Origin of the sequence: Puniceibacterium sp. IMCC21224, assembly GCF_001038505.1 — a bacterium.
Lineage (GTDB): Bacteria > Pseudomonadota > Alphaproteobacteria > Rhodobacterales > Rhodobacteraceae > Puniceibacterium.
The window spans coordinates 134,256-151,708 of sequence record NZ_LDPY01000003.1; the positions used below are offsets into that span (position 1 = coordinate 134,256).

Below are 17,453 nucleotides of genomic sequence, written 5' to 3' on the forward strand. Positions count from 1 at the left end.
GATCAAGCGCGTCAAGTGCTTGTGTCGCTGCCATCTCTTAAACGCAAGATGTACCCGATTCACATAGGCGGTTTTGCTTCCAAAGAACGAATCTGAGTCTCTTAAATCATTCCCAGTCTCTCGGCTCGCTCCAACAGCATCTTGACCGATGAGGGCTGCCATCTCGTTCGGCCACGGGGCGTGCGTTCGCGCATAGATTCCAGCCGTTCACAGATCGCTTGAAGCGTGATGTCAGGATCTGCGCCCTTGATGCCAGCAATAATGGCGGGCAGGCGATCGTCCGTTTCGCGGCGCCCGGCGCGGGCCAGCACCTCGGTAGGCAGGAAGCCGTCGCGGACATAGGCCTTCACAGCGCGCAGCAGGCGGCTTTGGGTCCAGCGACGCGCCTCGGGCAAGGGGCCGTTGATGATGCGCAGCACGTCCTCCCAAGCCAAGTCGGGTCGCAACCGGCGCACGTGGGGCACCCAATCTTGTGCCGTCTCGTTCAAACGCTCCATGTAGCCGTCCTGTCGCGCCAGCCGCACTTTGCGAAGAGCAGCAGGGTCTTTGGCACGCAGCCCAGGGTTCCCGCCCACGCGGCCCTTTGTGCGCGCGCTGGCGAGGCCAGCCTTGGTGCGTTCCCGGATCAGGGCGCGCTCGAACTCGGCCGCAGCGCCCAAGACCTGCAGCGTGAACTTGCCTTGCGGGGATCCGGTGTCGATCGGGTCCTGAATGGAACGAAAGAACGCACCCTTGGCCTCCAGCCGTTCGATCACCTCCAGCAAATGCGACAGGGATCGCGCGAGGCGGTCGATCCGCACGACAACCAGCGTGTCGCCCTTGCCGATGCGTTCTAACACCCGCGCAAGCACCGGCCGCGCACGATTGCCGCCCGAGGCCTGTTCTTCATGGATCTCGGCGCAGCCCGCGGATTTCAGGGCCTGCGACTGGGGCAGGGGGGTTTGATCCTCTGTTGAAACGCGCGCGTAGCCTATCAATGGCATCAAAACAGTCTTTTTGCAGTTTCATATACCGCCAATAAACGACCGTTTGAAAACAGATGCAAGGGCGTGCTCAGTGGCGCTCGTCATCTGTCGCGTTTAGTTCCCGATTTCAATTGAAGCAGTAAGCTGAAACTGAAGCGCTGGAATTTCACCTTAGCGCTTCACCAATGGGTCAAGAATCCTGAGCTTCACAGCCCTGCGGCTTTGGTCAGGTTCACCCGGAACCTGTCGCGCCTGCGCTGATAGCGCCGGGTCATCTCGGCCGACGCATGTCCGAGTTGCTTTTGAACATAGCGCTCATCAACCTCTGCCGACGAGGCGAGCCCGGCACGCAAGGAATGCCCCGAGAACATTGCCAACCGTTTGGCTTCCGGCAAATCGGATCTGATGCCACTCTTCATAACGGTTGCCTTGATCAGTCGCGCTATGTGCTTGTCGGAAAGGCGGGACTCGAGGGCACGCTTGCCGTCCCGCGAGGTGCGCACGAAGACCGGCCCAAAGTCGATCTTCGCAAAGTGTAGCCATTGCTCAAGCGCGTGGACGGGACAGGTCTGGCCGCTTGAGCCACGCCCGACCTCAACCTCGCGCCATCCGGTCTTGGCATTGAGGGTGAGCAGGGCGCCGCCGTCGAAGACTTCGACCCAGCCGCCGGAGTCCGGTGTATCGTCCTTATGCACATCGAGGCAGACCACCTCCGACCGGCGCAGGCCACCTGCATAGCCCAAAAGCAAGATCGCCCGGTCTCGGAGCCCGCGGAGATCGTAGGAAAGGGTGGCCACCATGGCCTGGATGTCCTCAGGCAGGATCGCTTCCTTCTGGACCGGCGGGCGCGCATGCTTGCGTTTGATCCCGGCCAGAACGGTGGCGATATGCCGGTCCTTGCGATCAAGAGTGAACCCGCGCTGTCTGTAGTTCCAGGCAAGCCCCGAGAGACGGCGCTCGATCGTGGAGACCGAAAGGGTAGGGGCCTTCCCGGTTGGTGCAGCCAGATCAGCCACATAAAGTCCAATCATCTCGGGCGCGGGGGGCAGAGGTTCCGTGCCTTTCAACCGGCACCAGCGGCTGAAGTGTTTCCAGTCGGCCGCATAGGCCTTGTTCGTGTTCCCGGCTGTCGAGGCCTCGGCGTAGCCACGGGCGGTATCGATCAGCCGGTCGAGTGCGCCGGAGCCGGCCACATTGGCGGGCAGGGCGATTGAGGCTCGGTCCCGAGAGGTTCTCTTGTCGTGTTCGTCACCGTTCAACGAGTCATAGGACGCTGAGCTCGAAATCTCTGCGCCAGACGCGTCGGAATCCTCGATTTTGGTGCTGTTATTCGTAGGACTGCTCATGTTTTCGAGCATATCATTTTTACGCCCGATAATGCAAGATTATCGGACATCATGGCAAAAGATAGAGCGAGGCGTTTTCTGTGCTATTTTCTGGAGCAAAGCGCCGCGATGGTTTAGGCTTCAGTCATGACATTTGCCCGACCGGAACACTCCATCGACACAGACACTCTACCCCGGATGCCCGCATGGGTCACCTCGGCACGTCCTGAAGCCTTTGAAGATGTGGCGTTTTTGTCAGGTGCAGCGCTTACTCACCTGTATCATGTGTTTGCACGAGACGATGTCCCCCAAGCATTGTTGCGGGACCGGCTGGCCCTGCACGCCGCAGAGGCATGCGTGGCGCTTTCCGGTCGGATGGAGAGGGCGGGGGAATTGCGCGACGCGGTGCACCTCCTGCGTCCCGGCGACCTTCCCGGTCCGGCAGGCGAAACCTACCTTGCCTGGCGTCGCGCGGTGGAACGGTCGGTGTCGGTCAAGGCTTTGAGCCGAGCTTTACCGACCATCGAGTCTTGCCAGATCGCCACGTGGCTGGATGCGGGAAATGGGGCACCGCTGACCCGTACCGCGGTGGTGCTGGATGCTGTCCTGACGGAGGCACCCCGTGCCGAAGTCCCGGCGTTGATCCTCGCGGACGCCGCCCTCGCCCAGGCGCTTGGTTGGGATCATGTCGTGCCGCTGCTGGCCGCGGGTTTGAAACGCACAGACCTGCGCAAGCGGGGTGACGATTTGCGCCTAGCCTGTCATCGCGCAGTGACCGCATCCGCGGTCGAGGCCGCGCGTCTGGCTGTCGATCTCGCGCGTCGGGCTTCGCTTTTGAAAGGAGTTGCACCAAAGCTTCGGGCCAAGGGGGCAGGGGCGGCGGTGAAAATATTCCTGACGCAGGACGCCGTGGCGCCCAGTGCCCTGCCTTTGCCGGACCGCGCGGCGCGGCGGCTCTGTGACCGGCTTGTCGATCTCGGCGCGGTCCGCGAGCTAACCGGGCGCGACACATTCCGGCTCTACGGGGTGTAGCCATGAGCATGGACAGCGAAAGTGGGAACCGGTTTCGCGGTTCGGACATGCGACCGGAAAGGAAGTCGAAGGATCGACCAGAAGCTGAGCTTGATCGCGAGTTGCTCGACCTGCCACCGGAGTTGCGCTGGCGGGAATGGATGCGCCGGATCGAGGCGGTGCTGTTTGCCTCTGCCTCGCCTGTACCGCGCGAGGATCTGGCGCGCATAGTGGGGCAGGGGACTTCGGTTGATCTGCTGTTGGAAGACCTTGCCGCTGATCTGGAAGGGCGGGCGTTCGAGATTGCCATGGTCGCAGGGGGGTGGATGTTCCGGACGCGGCCTGTTTACGCGCCTGCGATCCGCGCCGCAGCGGATGTCGGAGACCAGTTGCTGGACCTGAACGAGTTCGACGTCGCGATTTTGGCGGCCATCGCCTACCACCAGCCGATCACCCGCGATGGGCTCAAAGACATCTTTGGCAAAGAGATCAGCCGGGACCTGATCGGAAGGCTGCATGCGCAGGGTCTGATTGGAACTGGGCCGCGCGCGCCGCGTCGTGGTGCCCCCTATACCTTCGTGACCACAGACGCGTTCCTCTCAGCTTTCGGGATGGAGAGCTTGCGCGACCTGCCAGACGCTGAACAGCTGAATGACGCTGGGCTGGCCGCGCGCCCTTGAAACCTGCTTCAGACCATCAGGGCACCTGCCGCTGCTGATGGAGCCGCGCGGCCGCCTGAACGAGATCCGCCAAATGCGGGCCAGCGGTGGTAGAGCAAGGCCCAGCTTTGGGCCGAGGCAGGACGGCATCGCTGAAGGATGTGACCAGTCCGCTCCAAGCTGGCGCAGCCTGAGCGACGCGTTTCCAATAAGAGATCGCGGGACTTCTTCGCGTTCCGAAAGGCGTCGACCGCCCTTCCGTCAATTGCCGAAGCAGATGATAGCGATCTCGATGAGGGAGGCGCGCGATGGACATGCGCTGTTTACCAAATTGAAAGCAGGCTGATCCAAGAAGGTCCGGGAGAGATCGCCCCTCTGCCATTCGATGCCCTGCTGCATGCAAACGAAGCAGATCGTCGATCAGGCGCTCCAGACGCCGAACTCCGTTGGCGGCGGGACGGGTGCGTTTGCAGAGGGCCGCGCCGCACCAGGCGCAGATCTGATGCGGCACAAGACGCTTCTGGCTGAACGGAGCCAATCCTTGTCCGCAAGACGGGCACCTGTCTCGAAGCCGACAACCGTGACGAAAGCAAGAAACGCGTGTCGCCAGGCTCCAGCCTCGGCGAAAATAGGGCGTTTCGTCTTCCGCCAGACAGGCCGGGCAGAATTGCAGCCAGGTCGCCTGCGTCTTTGGTGCGCAACTCTGCTGAGGCGATGCCCGCAGGGGCAAACGCAACCGGGCCAAGGGGTCAGGAGCAATGGTCAGAGCCGCGATGTCTTCCAAGGGTATGTGGGTATGTTCTCCCAGAAACTGCAGAATGCGATCTGGCATCGCTCGATCAAGACGTGCCGACCAGTTCTGACCTGGCGCTCCGAGAAGCGCACCAAAATAGTGCGGAGGTATGCCGTTTGCGTAAGCGAGGCGGTGCAGCCAGCTCGACAGAAGTTCACCTGGTGCGGGCATAATGCTCATGGGCCAACGGTTTCCCGCCGCGCCTTCATACCGCTCTGCAGGCGTCACGGAGATCCCGGTCGGCCCAAACCTCATGTCATCTCGTGACGCAAAGCGGAATTGCGGCGCCTCGAGAGAGGCACATAGCCAAGGTCCGACAGGGTTGCGCCCGTGATCCGGTCCTCACCGCGCGAGATTGCCGCAACTGCCGCCCTGGTGACTATTTCGATAACCTCGCCGATCAGCCCCTCTGACAGATCGTGGATGATCTTTGCCAAGGGTTCGCGCGACAGATCGGAGGCATTGGCTAGCGGCAGACTTACCTCAAGGCTGTCCAGAAGTGTCGCGAAATCCTCGTCATACGCCCAGCGTGGAATGGGGATCGTATCGAAGCGTGAGCCCATTTCGTCCGTGTCATGCACCGCATCGTAGATCGCGATTTCGCCGACAAGGACGGGTGAGATGTCATGCACTCGTGCGATCCGCCGCAAGAACGAGAAGATGGCCTTCACATCCTCGCGCCGCCCGCGCAACGCGCTGTGGAACTCGTCGAAGATCAAAAGGCGCGGCTTCAGGCGCTCCAGAAGATGATCGACCTGATCGCCGGCGCGGGCCAGGCTGCGCCAGCCAGCGGCTTGTGGCGCGCGCAATCCGGACAGGATGCTGGCATAGAAATGCGACAGCCCTGCACCTTCCCGGGTCTGAATCACCCACACCTTTTGCTGCTCGGCAACACGCAGATGTTCGACGGCGAAGCGTTCGGCGATCATGGTCTTGCCGTTATGGTAGGGACCGGCAAGCAGCAAACCGCGTGGGCGCAGGGATGGCGGTCGCTCAAGCAGCAGTCGCATCGCGTCATGCGCCGCGCCGGCCGCCGGATGGCTGATCCAGCGCGGCGCGCGCACATGGGCGATCCGCACTGCGTCATCGGCCTGCAAGAGTGGGACGGTGGCGGACATGAGGTGGTCCGGCACCTTACCAATCCTCGATTGGGAAGACCCGCCGCGGACGATCCGGGTCGAGCTTTGCCTGGGCCGAGGCGGAAGGCGTAGCGAAGTCGGCATAAGGCTTCTTTGCCTCGGTGGCATGCCGGGCGCGGGTCATCTCCTTCAAACGGCTTTTGGGGGTTTTGGCGGCGGCAACAGTTGCGGCGATTTCGCGTCGGATCGCTGATGCCTCCTGCACAGGGCGCCGCTGGATTTCGCGCCGCCGCTGTCGATCCGCCTGGTGCTGCCAGAGCGTGATCGGCTCGGCCAGTCCGTCCCGTCGCCTGACCGGCCGCCAAGCCTGGGTATCCGGATCCTTGACGTAGATATGGCTGATGTCGCGAGGATCATAGCACAGATCGAGCGGGGCCAGCCGGTCACGACGCGCAACCAGCGGGCCAAGCCAGGGCTCGAAATAGTCGATGGCGAAGAGACTGAAGCCCTGAGGTGAAATCTTCCGCGTCTTGCGTGGCAGGAAATTCAGCAGCACATCGACAGGTGCATCGATCGGCCGGTCTTTCGGCTGGAACCGATCTTCCCACTCTTTCGCCGGAACGGTCAGCTTGCGCGCATTCTGGCTCAGGTTGTGGTCGATGATCGCGAGCGCGATGCAGCGTTCGAGATCCGCGAAGCTGAGCCGTGCCCGCGCTTCCGAGGCATAGTCGCCCCGATCCGCGATGGAACGCCCCGTCTTGCCCGGCAAGGCGCGTAGCGCGGTGTTCACTTTCCCCAGCAGGCGTTCGACGACTCCGCCCCGATGCACGGTGCCCTTGTTCCGCATGCGAATGGAAATACCATAGTCCGCGCATCCTCTGCTGAAGGTGCTGCTTTGGAATTCCTTGGCGGAATCGACGACGATCTGCTTTGGGCGACCGTGCATCGGCCAAGCATGATCGATACTGCGTTCTGCCAGCCAGTCAATCTTGCAGCACATCGCGTGCGCCAGACAAAGTGCCACAGACAGTCGCGACGGCCGCTCGAGGGTCAGGCAGAAGCCGATGATCGCGCTCGTGGCCACATCTGCAGCGATGGTCAGATAGGGGCGCCCAACGAAAACACCGTAGTCATCAATAACCTCGACAAACTGGATGTCTGCCGGCGTGTGATCGATCTGGACAACGTCGAGCGCGTGGTTAGCCCGGATGTAGCCCGGTCGCGGCTTTAGCCGGTGCAGGTGTTTACCATCTGACAGGCGGCGGCGGGCAATTTCTTCCGGGGCAAACAGAGTGGGGATCCGCCGGGCGACAGTGACATAGGCGGGCGGCCTGTGCCCTTCCTCTGCGCAACGGGCGCGGATCTCTTCAACGATTGGTGCAAGGTCCGGCTGCTCGGGGCGCAACCACATCTCCCGCAGGGTCATCGCAATGATGCTCTCGACCGCGGGACTGATCCTAGGTTTCCTTGTTCCACTCGTTTGCGGCAGCAGGGACGATACCCTGCGCTCTTCCCGATACCGCGCCAGATAGTTGTAGACTTGGCGTGTCGAGAGCCGCAGCTCGGATGCCGCGCGCACCACGGCCTCACGCACGGGCGCCACTCCGTCAAGAATCCGGTCCAGCTCACGCGCGGTACGCGTTGCCTTGGTCCACGCTTCATCCGAAACATGCCCTCCGCCGGACATCATCGGTATGACGCTTTCGAGACTGGCTGCGCCGTGCGCCAACAGAGCCGCCACTCTTTGAAATACGGAACCAAAATTGAAGCCTTAAGCTGAAAAATGATGTGTGCTTACCCCGTATCATCCAGAAATCACGTAATAATCATGTGCTGAAATGGTGAAGAAAATGCGACATGTGGTTCCTGCCCGGTCCGATGGAAGTGGAGCCGGATTATCTGCCGCCCGGATCGAGGGCAGAGCTGCGTGAAATCGCAGTCCTCGACGATTGGCGGAAGGCAGAGGCAGGCAATGCCGCCCATCTCGCCCGTGTGGCTGGCCGGATTGGCGCGCTGGATGACCGTCTGCACCGTGGCCCGGAGGGCTGGCGGCACAGGCTCGCGCTGATAGAGGCGGCAGACCTCAGCTGGTTTGTGGGTGACCGAATTGGCCCGGATCGGCTGGCGCTTTGGATATCCATGCGCTTGTCCGGGGTGCAGGACGACACCGCAGCGCTCGCGCGTGTCGGATGGGCGGTGCGGCGTCTTACAGGCGGTCCCGGCCCAGAGGTGGACCTGTCCGCTTTCCTCGATCGCCGTGACCCTGAAAACATGGCGGATGAAGCCGAGCCCTTTGCGGATCGCGCGGGCGGTTGGCTTGACCTGATGGCGCAAGCCGCCGACCTGCACGCTATCACACGCGCCTGCATGGGGTTTCACCTCTGGAACCTTGCGGGCCTCGGGCAACAGGGCGACCGGATGGAAGCAGCGGTTACCGCCGCACGCATTGCCGCCAGCGAAGGCCCGAATTCGTATGGGGGGGCCATCTTTGCGCCTCTGGCTATACGCGGGGCGGTGGGGTTGCGTGCTAGTGGCCCACCAGCTGAGCGCTTGGAGCGTTGGCTCGTGGGAATGGAAACAGCATGCCTGACCGCGATGCGGCACCTCGACGATATCGAAGCCTGGTCAGCGCGGGCGGAAACTATGATGGCCCCGCTCTCTGGCAAGACACCACCAGCATTGCGCGCAGTGCTGACCGAATGGCCCGTCGTCTCCGCTCCAATGGCCGAGACCCTGACCGGTGCCAGCCGCGCCGCCGTCCAGCGCAACCTCGCCTGGATGGAAACGCGAGGCCTTATCCGCGAGGTGACCGGGCAGGGTCGGTATCGGATGTGGCGCGCCACCAACTGAAGACCTCAGCGAGACCCGCAGGCGATGAAGCGTAAGAGCGCGGAGCAAGCAAAACCGACTTTTGTGTCACATCGCCGACCCAGAGCGCGATGCTACATCCGTAGGGCGGGGCCAAGCGGTCATTCGTGAAAATTGCAGCGAAAGAGGAAAAGAGCCCAAGGACGAAGCCGCTTCGCGGCATTGGCGCATTTGGCTGATGTCGTGAGCCCATTCCGCCGAATGCTGCGTTGCGTTCCAATGGCCGCAATCGCTGATCAACCGAACGATAACCCTCAACGGGATTTGTGGACAATCGAGACGCCGACGATTGCGAACGCGCCACCTAGGATAGTCGTCCAGTTTGGCCACATACCAACAAGTGGGATCGACAGAAGGCTGGCGACAGGGGCCATGAAAAACAAGAGGTTTGCGGCCTTTGGAGCGCCGAACCCGTCAATCGCGACCATCCATGTGACATAGGCGAGCGCGCCGGGAAAGAGCCCGAGAAAAGCCAGCGCCATCAGGGCGGAAGGGGGAGCAGTGCCAAACTGATCCAAGCCCCAGACCGCCCATGGTGACAACAGGACCGCCCCTGCAAGCAAGGTCCAGAAACTGCTGACCAGCGGACCATATCGCGCGATAAGCGGCCTCTGAAACGCAAAGAACGCACCGGAACAGACCGACGCCATCAGTATGAGTGGCGCACCGGCGCCAAGGTCCATCCCGCCTGGTTGACCCGTGGCAATGATCGCAGCCCCTCCAAGAGAGATGCCGGTTCCGATCCAACCGGCGCGCCCGAACCGCTGGCGAAAAAAAACGATTGCCACGATAGCGGCAAAGACGGGCTGACAGGCGATCAGAAAGCTCGCGGCAGCCGGGCTGACGGTCTTCTGGCCGGTATTCAGCAGGCAATTGTAGATTGCGATCCCAAGAGCGCCACAGAACAGAAACCATGCCGCATCCCGGACCGTTGGGAGCGTCGGCCCGCCGTTCCGGAACAGCACGAGTCCGAACAGCGCGACTGATGCGATCAGAAACCGGAAGGCTGCAAGAGGTAGCGGGTCGAACCCGGTCAGGCCCAAAGTGATGGCGGGAAAAGACCCCGCCCAGAACAGGATGGTGACAGCGGCACAAAGTCCGGCGGCAGTCAGCTTGGCTGATTGTGTTTGCAACATGAGAACAGGATACTTGCGGTGGATTCTGTTGCATATGCTGCAAAGAAAGGCTCTTCTGTGCGCATGACGCACAGCATTTCCTCCCTTCCTCCAACTGAAACCTTGCTGGCCTTCCAGGCCGCGCGTAATGGCGGATCGTTCGCACAGGCGGCGCGCGCACTGAACGTCAATCACGCGACTGTCTTGCGGCGGGTGCAGACACTCGAAGCCTGGCTCGGCACGCGCGTCTTCGAGCGCAGTGGTCGCGGCGTAGTGCTGACGCCCGCCGGTCAGCGGTTTTCGGCGGACCTCGATCAAGCCGTCGAAACCTTGGAGCGCAGCGCGGATCGGTGGAAGCCCGCTACCGGTCCGACGCTCATCCGGCTCAGCGTCCTGCCGTCTTTCGCCCGTCTTTGGCTGATGCCGCGTCTGCCCGATCTGATCGGCAAACCGCAACGCTACCGGATCGAGTTGTCTCTTTCGCATCAGCCTGTCGCACTAGGCGATGGCCAAACCGATGTCGCCATTCGCTATGGCAAAGGCGATTGGGACGGGCTGACCGCCATTCCATTGCGCCGCGAGACATTGTGCCCGGTTGCATCCGCCGGGTTGAGTGGCGCGGCGGAAAAGATGACACCGCAGGCGATTGCCGCTTTGCCGCTGGTCCACGATTCCGACACATCGCTCTGGCAGCACTGGTTTGCGCAACACGGCTTTAGATACCGGATGAAGGCGTCTGACATGCGGTTCGAGGACTACGACCTTGCTTTGGAGGCGATGCGGCGGGGCATCGGGGCCTTGTTGCGGCGCGAACATAACGAAGAGCAAGTGTGCGAGCCGGATGTGTTGCGGCTCAACGAAAGCAGCGCTGAAAATCCGCGGCGCCATTTCGTCGTTGTCTCAGCGCACGAGCAGCGCGTTTCTGTTCAAAGATTTGTGGAGTGTCTATGTGCGCACGACGTGTAATCCGGACAGGCAGAAGATTTGACGTCTGAATCTGTGCTTCACGCACCCATACAAAGCGATCATTGAACCCGATTTCGTAGACAGCCGCTTTGTCCCGCATTTCAGTCGCTCGTTGGCCGCCCAGAAGCTGAGACAGAATTTTTCCATGACCATGATCCAAAAAAACAGACCGAGTAAAGCCATCGCGTCAAGATCGCAGTCGGGTCGTTTCACACTCATGACCGAACCAACTTGTAATCAGGGAAAACAGAGTTGATACGGCTTCCCGCTCTTCGATTTCGTTTCGCAGCATCACGCCAGAAAGGGCTTCTGCCGCGCCCACAATAGCCGTACAACGAATTGTAAGCACATCCATAGGAGCTTCGACGTAGGGGCGAAAGGCTTTTGCATACGCGTCGACATAGCGGCGCAGCAGATTGCTAGCAAAATGTTCCATGTCCTCGTCCCCCTGAAGCGCAGCGACGATGGCGAATGCTTCCGGCCCTACTGTCGCGTAACACCGCATGTACGCTGTACTGGCTGCTTCGGCGACAGACCGAAAGTTAGGGTCGGCTTTTGCCAAGCGGTCTCGGAGCATGCCGAATTGCCGTTCGGCTATCTCTTCGTAAAGCGCGATGAACAAGCCCGATCTTGTCTGAAACTGGTCGTACACGACCGGTCGGCTGACTCCAGCCGACTCGGCGAGTGACACAAGTGTCAGCGCGTCTGCGCCGTGCGCGCCGACCATGGCTTTCGCTGAATCAAGAAGTTGCCGCCTTCGTTGATCTCGACTCAGGCGTGTTCGCTTCGTTCTGACATCCATATAAGAATCCGATTGACTATATACATAGTGTAGGTTACATATTGTACATAGATGCGCTCACTTAGTCTAGTGGGCGTAAGTTAGTTGTAGGATCAGAACGAGATGGCAAATGAAAATAGATGGGTTCTAGTGGTAGGCGCTTCCGGCGTTGTCGGGCGACAGACGGCAACTCGGCTTCGGCAGCGATGGCCTGACTTGCCTATTCTTGCAGGCGGTCGCAACCTTCAGCGAGCGGAAGCCATAGCCGCTGAGCTCGGCAACTCTAAGGGCGTGGCATTGGATTTGAATCGCCGCGATCTCGGATTAGCTCATGGCGTTTCTGTCGGCGCTGTCGCCATGTTTGTCAAAGATGAGACCCTGAACGGCCAGCTCTTTGCGCAGGATCACGGTGCCGCCTTTATCGATATCTCAAGCGCAGCCTTCGAACTTGGGCCCCAGGCGGCGGTTTTCAGCGAGCGTCCGCAATCCGCTCCCGTGCTGCTTGCCAGTAATTGGCTTGCTGGTACGAGCACATTTGCTGCTCTTGACCTAGCAAGCAGCTTTGATCGTATTGATAGCATCCTTGTATCGGCTTTGCTGGATGATCAAGATATTGGCGGGGGCGCTGCGGAAGCCGATTACGTGCGCCAGACACAGGCTGGACCGTCCGGCTTATTACGAAAGAACGGCCGCTTCATATGGGTCTCCGGAAAGGATGCGGCAGGTACGTTCGAGGCAGTGGACGGAAGAAGCTTTGACGCGCAAGCGTTCGGAAATCTTGACGTGCTGAGCTTGTCGGCAGCGACTGATGCACAGGATATTGTTTTTCAGTTTGCGGTTGGCGAAACCTCCTCTCGCCGACGCGGCGAAAGGTTTTCCCACGAGATACTGGTCGAAATCGGCGGCACCTCTCAGGATGGACGGCGGACGCACGCCAGGCGCGCTATAGTCCATCCTGATGGTCAGGCTCCCATGACCGCTCTGGGTGTCAGCTTGGCAATCGAAGACATGCTCGGGCTCAGGACAGGTAAGAAATTGGCCCCAGGACTGTACCTGCCGCACGCCGTTGTCGATCCCACGCGGGCGGTCAATCTGCTTCGCGAGATCGGTGTGACAATTGATGACAAATGGCATCATTCAGATGGCTTCGAAGCGATCAGGTCAGAGAAGCTGGTGCCATGAGCAGTGATAATAGTGGCATTCTCATGGTCGGTGGATACGGTGCCGTGGGTCGTGAGGCTGCAAAAACTATCCGGCAGCTTTACCCGAATATGAAGCTCATTATAGCCGGGCGTGATGTCACGCGAGCGACTGCACTCGCGGAGGAGCTGGGCGTCGCGCAGGGCGTCGGGTGCGATCTCACAACGCCCGGTTTGGGACTGGCACCCGGTCTTATTTATCGAGCCGTCGTTGTCTTTGCCAAGGACGAGTATCTGCATGCGCTTGATAACGCTATCGCTAACGGGGCCGCGTATGTCGCGATATCTGACTATGCAGTCGAGATTGCACCGCTCACCACTCGCTCAGGCACCGACGGTCGACAAATACCAATCCTGCTGTTCGGCCACCATCTTGGTGGCCTTGTTACGATGGCAACTCTGCATCATACTCGGGACTTTGCCGACGTCATCTCAGTTCGCGTTGCCGCGATCTTTGATGAAGCCGATCTTGGTGGCGCGACGGCCCAAGCCGATGCCGCTCGTGTTGGGCGCGCAACACCGCACCCTCTGATCCGGCACGAAGGTCGTTGGCTCTGGGCAGAGGGGTCGAACCTGACGCGGCGGTTTGCTGGATCGGATGGGGTTGTCTATGAAGCCAGCGCTCTTTCGTTGTTGGATGTCGCTAGCATCGCCGCTGCTACGAAGGCGCGGTCGGTGCGATTTGATGTTACTGTTCGCGAACCGTCGCCAACTGCCCGCCACGAGGTCGTTATCGAGGTCGAGGGACGCGGCAGAGACAGTCGTACTATCAATCGGCGGATAACGATAGAGAGTAACGGCTTCCATACGATGGCAAGTGGACGCGTTTTAGCATTCGCCTTGGAGCGCGTGCTAGGCCTTGATGGCCGATCAGCGACTCCCGCTGGCTTGTGGTTTCCCGAGAACGTGCTTGATGCAGCACACGTGGTCAGCCTGGCGTGCGAACACGGTATTGCGATCAATGGTCAGAATGCACCGATGTAACTCATAATGGCTTTGGGCGGACAGTTTGGCGATCTAAATTATCTTTGCACGTAAGCTCCATTCGCATGCGCTGTGAGCCGGGGCTTTCGACACTTATCGGCGGCATGGCGGGACTCGTCACGGGCCGTTTTCGCTATCTCCGCATCGCTGCCGGTCAGCCGGATCGAAAATCTGGACTTAACTAAATGGTTAGAAGCGGTTGGTTTGGTCAGGGAGAGAAAGGCTTGAGTTCTGGCTGGAGGGGCCGACGCAAGGAGCCCTTCTCGCACGCATTACACAGGCGGGACACGTCAGTGTCGGCACATGGCCCAAAGTCCGGGATAATCGGTTATCGCACCAAAACCGTCCGTGACGAGCGTCGCGCGGTAATCGTGCTGCGGTGAGGCATACGCATAGGTTTGCGGGCCAGTCCGATGGTAGCTTTGTGGCAGCCGTTTTACCGTCCAATCTTCGGTGTCAAGCCACACCGCTACGCAGTCCGCGTCGGAGCCCTCAGAGAGATCCATTCGTCTGATCGCATTGGTATTACTGGCGGGCGTGAAACCGAGGTCGACGTCACTTAACCCCTGCATAGCAGCGTCGATTTCGCCATTTATTCGCCAATCCCCTGTCCTCTCGTGTTCCAGGATCAGATTGAAAGGACGATCACCGATCCATCCCGATACAGATGCACTGCGACTCCGCCACGCGCGGTCGCAGAACAAGCGATACGCCAGATTGGCGACAGCTCCGTTTTGTTCGAAAACAGCAGTGCCTTCGATCGTCCAACCCTGCGCGGTCGCAGCAATCCGACAAGCATCGTGCCCTTGTTGATCTAATCGGCGCCACAATACGGTGTGCATCAAACTCTCCTTTTTCTGTATCATACTACCTTTCGCCGCTAACGGCAGCAATGTCCCGCATTGCGGACGGTGGCAAGCTTTCCGATGAAGGTCGGCTTGCTGTCCGGTAGGGGGTCGTTCACAGGACGCCGGATCACCGATGACCTCGTCCCAGCATTTGCGGCAGAAAACGATTCTCATTTGACTGGTCCGGATATAGTATCATTGAGGGAGCGTCTTGCTTTAGACAAGATGGCGGCCAGAACGAAACTCATGTCCTTTTTCACAAATGAGTTCAGTGGATTGTCGCTAGCCGTGCAGTGAGCTTGAACGAAGGTATTGAAACGAGCCTTCGGAGATATGGAGTAGAAACCATATCAGGCTTCGAAGCCCTTGAGAAATCGCTTGAGCAGGTCATCCAGTTGGGCGCGCTCGTCGTCTGACAAGGCGGAGACCAGATTCGCCTGGGTTGAAACATGCTCGGTGACAGCCGTGTCGATGATCTCGACTCCTTTGTTCGTCAAAGAAACGAGGAAGCCGCGGCCATCTGCCGGGTTTCTGACCCGTTCAATCAATCCAACCTTCGCCAGTTGATCGATGCGGTTCGTCATTGTGCCTGATGTCACCATTGTGGATGCCATCAGTTCACCGGGCGACAAGGCGTAAGGCGAACCGGATCTGCGCAATGTTGCCAACACGTCAAAACTGGCGGCATTCAGACCGTGCGCGGCCCATGTCTTTGCCATGCCCAGCATGAGATGCTGATGAAGACGCTTGATCCGCCCGATCGTGCCCATGGGCGCGATGGACAGCTCGGGGCGTTCCCGATGCCATTGCTCCAGAATTTTGTCGACGTGATCCATACCGTCATCTTAGCAGCGCTTGTATCTTGACTTCAAGATTAATTGTATTGTATCTTGAAGTCGAGATAACTGGCTGGGGTGAGTAGATTATGCGGATATTGAAGACGGCTCACAGACTTCCATTCGGCACAGGCTGGCTGACCCCGGTGCTTTGTCTTCTGGGCGGAGGAGCGCTCCTCGGGCTTTCCACCAATCTGGCAAAATATGCGGGCGACGTTGGATTGGCACCGCTGGCCTTCCTGATCTGGTCTATTACCGGGGCCGCAATCCTTTTGCTGCTTATTGCCCTGCTGCGGAATGATCCGCCGCCTCTCAACATGGGCAGTCTGAGGTATTACACCATTGCCGCTTTGGTCAGTGTGGCCGGGTCGAACCTGATCTTCTTCTCGACCATCCCCCATATTGGCGCTGGGTTCGTCGCCCTGATCATCGCCCTGCCGCCGCTCTTGACCTATCTCGGGGCGCTGGCGATCGGGATCGAACGGTTTCAGGCTCTGCGCGCTCTTGGCGTTGCGGCGGCACTTGCTGGCGCGGGCATCCTGGCGATCCGCAAGTTGTCTGCGCCGGACGCCGATGTTCTCTGGATTCTGCTGGCACTCTGCGGGCCGGTGCTACTGGCGGTCGGCAACATCTATCGCACATTGCACTGGCCGCGCGATGCGTCCCCCGAAGCATTGGCACCGGGGATGTTGGTAGCGGCCTCGATCATGCTGGGAATGACAGGTTTGCTTCCCGGCTTCACGCTCGCCGTGCCAATGGGCGATGCTATGCCATTTCTCCTGATTGCCGCGCAGGTACTGGTTTTCTCGGGACAATTCCTACTGCTGTTCCTGCTGCAGAAGACCGCCGGACCGGTTCTGCTGAGCCTGCTCGGATCGGTCGGCGCGGTTGTTGGCGTTCCTATCGCGGTATTGTTACAAAACGAAGCTGTGCCAGACGGTCTGTTGCCGGGCGCCTTCCTGATTGCTCTCGGTGTTGCTCTTGTCACATGGGGCGGGATGAAGGCAGCGACTGCACGCAAAGGCGTAAAATCGTGAGCCCCCCAAATATCGACAAGGATTAACCAAATGAAGATCACCGTTCTTGGAGCGACCGGTAGTGCCGGTCGCCGGATTGTCACCGAAGCCCTGTCGCGAGGTCACGAGGTGACCGCTGTGGCACGCAAAGGCTCAGATGACATGCCGGACAAAGTCACCTTCAGCATCGGTGATGCCGGAATTTCCGAAGATGTCGCTCAATTGGCCAAGGGTCAGGACGTCGTCATCAGCGCAGTTCGGCCCTCTCCGGGCCAAGAATGCACCGTCGCCGAGACAACCAAAGCTCTTCTGCGCGGCATGCGCAAAAGCGGGACCAGATTACTGGTTCTGGGCGGTGCTGCCAACCTCGTTGTGCCGGGCAGCGACGGAAAGACAGTGATCGAGAATGCGAATTATCTGCCGCCGGAATTTCGCCATATCGGTCAGGCCAGTCTCGACCAGTTGGAGGTTTGCCGCACTGAGACGGAGGTGGATTGGGCATACCTCAGCCCCTCAGCGTCGTTCAACCCGGGAAAACGCACCGGTCGCTATCGGACGGGCAAAACCGAGTTGCTGGTCGATTCCAACGGAAAATCGGAACTGTCGATGGAGGATGCCGCTGTGGCACTGCTGGACGAAGCGGAAAATCCGAAACACCACCAAGTGCAATTCACCATTGGATACTGACGCACCGTCATAGCTCGTTATTCGGTTTTAGGGGTTCCAGCGCCCGATAGGCTGTCAGGCAGGACACGCCGAGATTGCGGGCGATCCGGGTCTTGGAAACGCTCTGCGTTACCAGCCTGCGGATTTCTTCGTCGTCCACTCGCTTACGTCGTCCCTTGCAGGTTTGCGCCACGTCGTGCGTCCGTCGGCTCATGCCGTCCGGCACCAATCAAGCCATCGACATCCCCGGTAGCGGGCGCAGTGTCAACGGCGGAGACAAAACCGGCCACGTGGCGGCGCAAAAGTAGGCCAATGGCGGGGCACCAAGCGCCATGGCGCGTG

Annotated in this window: 18 protein-coding genes; 8 read left to right on the forward strand and 10 right to left on the reverse strand. The window is 60.0% G+C overall.

The window, feature by feature from the left end; translation table 11 throughout:
• Positions 1–101: 101 nt before the first annotated feature.
• Both IMCC21224_RS22275 and IMCC21224_RS22280 read right to left on the reverse strand, forming a co-directional pair.
• Positions 102–983, reverse strand: coding sequence for a recombinase family protein (locus IMCC21224_RS22275; RefSeq protein WP_047997796.1), 882 nt, complete (start codon positions 981–983; stop codon positions 102–104).
• A 188-nt stretch (positions 984–1,171) separates the two neighbouring features.
• Positions 1,172–2,311: a tyrosine-type recombinase/integrase gene (locus IMCC21224_RS22280; RefSeq protein WP_231582182.1), complete on the reverse strand. Its 1,140-nt coding sequence runs from the start codon at positions 2,309–2,311 to the stop codon at positions 1,172–1,174.
• A gap of 126 nt (positions 2,312–2,437) precedes the next feature.
• On the opposite strand from IMCC21224_RS22280, the gene IMCC21224_RS22285 reads away from it, so the two are divergent.
• The gene (locus tag IMCC21224_RS22285) at positions 2,438–3,322 is read left to right on the forward strand and encodes a DUF1403 family protein (RefSeq protein ID WP_047997797.1); all 885 of its coding nucleotides are present in this window, start codon (positions 2,438–2,440) and stop codon (positions 3,320–3,322) included.
• A 47-nt stretch (positions 3,323–3,369) separates the two neighbouring features.
• Positions 3,370–3,981 (forward strand): SMC-Scp complex subunit ScpB, encoded by a 612-nt coding sequence (locus tag IMCC21224_RS22290; RefSeq protein WP_047997926.1) that lies wholly within the window; start codon positions 3,370–3,372, stop codon positions 3,979–3,981.
• A gap of 16 nt (positions 3,982–3,997) precedes the next feature.
• Here the strand turns inward: IMCC21224_RS22290 and IMCC21224_RS29040 are convergent, their stop codons facing one another.
• Genes IMCC21224_RS29040 through IMCC21224_RS22300 form a run of 3 tightly spaced genes read right to left on the reverse strand, consistent with a single transcriptional unit; the run spans position 3,998 to position 7,561 of the window.
• Positions 3,998–5,008: a TniQ family protein gene (locus tag IMCC21224_RS29040; protein WP_082135417.1), complete on the reverse strand. Its 1,011-nt coding sequence runs from the start codon at positions 5,006–5,008 to the stop codon at positions 3,998–4,000.
• Positions 5,005–5,871: a TniB family NTP-binding protein gene (locus IMCC21224_RS22295; RefSeq protein WP_009573528.1), complete on the reverse strand. Its 867-nt coding sequence runs from the start codon at positions 5,869–5,871 to the stop codon at positions 5,005–5,007. The genes IMCC21224_RS29040 and IMCC21224_RS22295 overlap by 4 nt, the downstream gene beginning before the upstream one ends.
• Before the next feature lie 16 nt (positions 5,872–5,887).
• On the reverse strand, positions 5,888–7,561 hold the full coding sequence (locus tag IMCC21224_RS22300) for a Mu transposase C-terminal domain-containing protein (protein ID WP_231582183.1): 1,674 nt from the start codon (positions 7,559–7,561) through the stop codon (positions 5,888–5,890).
• Between the two features lie 128 nt (positions 7,562–7,689).
• Here IMCC21224_RS22300 and IMCC21224_RS22305 point away from each other — a divergent pair, with 128 nt between their 5' ends.
• Complete coding sequence (locus tag IMCC21224_RS22305; protein ID WP_156178401.1) at positions 7,690–8,682, forward strand: hypothetical protein; 993 nt, start codon at positions 7,690–7,692, stop codon at positions 8,680–8,682.
• A gap of 272 nt (positions 8,683–8,954) precedes the next feature.
• Here the strand turns inward: IMCC21224_RS22305 and IMCC21224_RS22310 are convergent, their stop codons facing one another.
• Positions 8,955–9,836, reverse strand: a complete 882-nt coding sequence (locus tag IMCC21224_RS22310) for a DMT family transporter (protein WP_047997799.1) — start codon at positions 9,834–9,836, stop codon at positions 8,955–8,957.
• A gap of 18 nt (positions 9,837–9,854) precedes the next feature.
• Between IMCC21224_RS22310 and IMCC21224_RS22315 the strand changes: the two genes are divergently transcribed.
• Positions 9,855–10,781, forward strand: coding sequence for a LysR substrate-binding domain-containing protein (locus IMCC21224_RS22315; protein WP_053079163.1), 927 nt, complete (start codon positions 9,855–9,857; stop codon positions 10,779–10,781).
• A 187-nt stretch (positions 10,782–10,968) separates the two neighbouring features.
• Here the strand turns inward: IMCC21224_RS22315 and IMCC21224_RS22320 are convergent, their stop codons facing one another.
• The gene (locus tag IMCC21224_RS22320; RefSeq protein WP_047997800.1) at positions 10,969–11,583 is read right to left on the reverse strand and encodes a TetR/AcrR family transcriptional regulator; all 615 of its coding nucleotides are present in this window, start codon (positions 11,581–11,583) and stop codon (positions 10,969–10,971) included.
• Between the two features lie 276 nt (positions 11,584–11,859).
• Here IMCC21224_RS22320 and IMCC21224_RS22325 point away from each other — a divergent pair, with 276 nt between their 5' ends.
• Both IMCC21224_RS22325 and IMCC21224_RS22330 read left to right on the forward strand, forming a co-directional pair.
• Positions 11,860–12,744 (forward strand): hypothetical protein, encoded by an 885-nt coding sequence (locus IMCC21224_RS22325; protein WP_053079164.1) that lies wholly within the window; start codon positions 11,860–11,862, stop codon positions 12,742–12,744.
• Positions 12,741–13,745: a hypothetical protein gene (locus IMCC21224_RS22330; protein ID WP_047997802.1), complete on the forward strand. Its 1,005-nt coding sequence runs from the start codon at positions 12,741–12,743 to the stop codon at positions 13,743–13,745. The genes IMCC21224_RS22325 and IMCC21224_RS22330 overlap by 4 nt, the downstream gene beginning before the upstream one ends.
• Before the next feature lie 290 nt (positions 13,746–14,035).
• Here IMCC21224_RS22330 and IMCC21224_RS22335 read toward each other — a convergent pair whose 3' ends face one another.
• Together IMCC21224_RS22335 and IMCC21224_RS22345 are read right to left on the reverse strand one after the other, a co-directional pair.
• A complete protein-coding gene (locus IMCC21224_RS22335; RefSeq protein WP_047997803.1) occupies positions 14,036–14,587 on the reverse strand; it encodes a putative glycolipid-binding domain-containing protein in 552 nt (183 codons plus the stop codon).
• Between the two features lie 356 nt (positions 14,588–14,943).
• A complete protein-coding gene (locus IMCC21224_RS22345; RefSeq protein ID WP_047997805.1) occupies positions 14,944–15,429 on the reverse strand; it encodes a MarR family winged helix-turn-helix transcriptional regulator in 486 nt (161 codons plus the stop codon).
• A gap of 89 nt (positions 15,430–15,518) precedes the next feature.
• Here IMCC21224_RS22345 and IMCC21224_RS22350 point away from each other — a divergent pair, with 89 nt between their 5' ends.
• Both IMCC21224_RS22350 and IMCC21224_RS22355 read left to right on the forward strand, forming a co-directional pair.
• The gene (locus IMCC21224_RS22350; RefSeq protein ID WP_047997806.1) at positions 15,519–16,466 is read left to right on the forward strand and encodes an EamA family transporter; all 948 of its coding nucleotides are present in this window, start codon (positions 15,519–15,521) and stop codon (positions 16,464–16,466) included.
• Positions 16,467–16,496: 30 nt separating this feature from the next.
• Positions 16,497–17,132 carry an NAD(P)-dependent oxidoreductase gene (locus IMCC21224_RS22355; RefSeq protein WP_047997807.1) on the forward strand — a complete coding sequence of 212 codons (636 nt, stop codon included), beginning with the start codon at positions 16,497–16,499 and terminating at the stop codon, positions 17,130–17,132.
• A 7-nt stretch (positions 17,133–17,139) separates the two neighbouring features.
• Here the strand turns inward: IMCC21224_RS22355 and IMCC21224_RS28025 are convergent, their stop codons facing one another.
• Positions 17,140–17,325 carry a hypothetical protein gene (locus IMCC21224_RS28025; RefSeq protein WP_156178402.1) on the reverse strand — a complete coding sequence of 62 codons (186 nt, stop codon included), beginning with the start codon at positions 17,323–17,325 and terminating at the stop codon, positions 17,140–17,142.
• Positions 17,326–17,453 lie beyond the last annotated feature (128 nt).

Excerpts from the sequence above, each read along its gene's own strand:
- IMCC21224_RS22275 (WP_047997796.1), bottom strand. The coding sequence starts at position 983 with ATGCCATTGATAGGCTACGCGCGCGTTTCAACAGAGGATCAAACCCCC.
- IMCC21224_RS22280 (WP_231582182.1), bottom strand. The coding sequence starts at position 2,311 with ATGAGCAGTCCTACGAATAACAGCACCAAAATCGAGGATTCCGACGCG.
- IMCC21224_RS22285 (WP_047997797.1), top strand. The coding sequence starts at position 2,438 with ATGACATTTGCCCGACCGGAACACTCCATCGACACAGACACTCTACCC.
- IMCC21224_RS22290 (WP_047997926.1), top strand. The coding sequence starts at position 3,370 with ATGCGACCGGAAAGGAAGTCGAAGGATCGACCAGAAGCTGAGCTTGAT.
- IMCC21224_RS29040 (WP_082135417.1), bottom strand. The coding sequence starts at position 5,008 with ATGAGGTTTGGGCCGACCGGGATCTCCGTGACGCCTGCAGAGCGGTAT.
- IMCC21224_RS22295 (WP_009573528.1), bottom strand. The coding sequence starts at position 5,871 with ATGTCCGCCACCGTCCCACTCTTGCAGGCCGATGACGCAGTGCGGATC.
- IMCC21224_RS22305 (WP_156178401.1), top strand. The coding sequence starts at position 7,690 with ATGTGGTTCCTGCCCGGTCCGATGGAAGTGGAGCCGGATTATCTGCCG.
- IMCC21224_RS22310 (WP_047997799.1), bottom strand. The coding sequence starts at position 9,836 with ATGTTGCAAACACAATCAGCCAAGCTGACTGCCGCCGGACTTTGTGCC.
- IMCC21224_RS22320 (WP_047997800.1), bottom strand. The coding sequence starts at position 11,583 with ATGGATGTCAGAACGAAGCGAACACGCCTGAGTCGAGATCAACGAAGG.
- IMCC21224_RS22330 (WP_047997802.1), top strand. The coding sequence starts at position 12,741 with ATGAGCAGTGATAATAGTGGCATTCTCATGGTCGGTGGATACGGTGCC.
- IMCC21224_RS22335 (WP_047997803.1), bottom strand. The coding sequence starts at position 14,587 with ATGCACACCGTATTGTGGCGCCGATTAGATCAACAAGGGCACGATGCT.
- IMCC21224_RS22345 (WP_047997805.1), bottom strand. The coding sequence starts at position 15,429 with ATGGATCACGTCGACAAAATTCTGGAGCAATGGCATCGGGAACGCCCC.
- IMCC21224_RS22350 (WP_047997806.1), top strand. The coding sequence starts at position 15,519 with ATGCGGATATTGAAGACGGCTCACAGACTTCCATTCGGCACAGGCTGG.
- IMCC21224_RS22355 (WP_047997807.1), top strand. The coding sequence starts at position 16,497 with ATGAAGATCACCGTTCTTGGAGCGACCGGTAGTGCCGGTCGCCGGATT.
- IMCC21224_RS28025 (WP_156178402.1), bottom strand. The coding sequence starts at position 17,325 with ATGAGCCGACGGACGCACGACGTGGCGCAAACCTGCAAGGGACGACGT.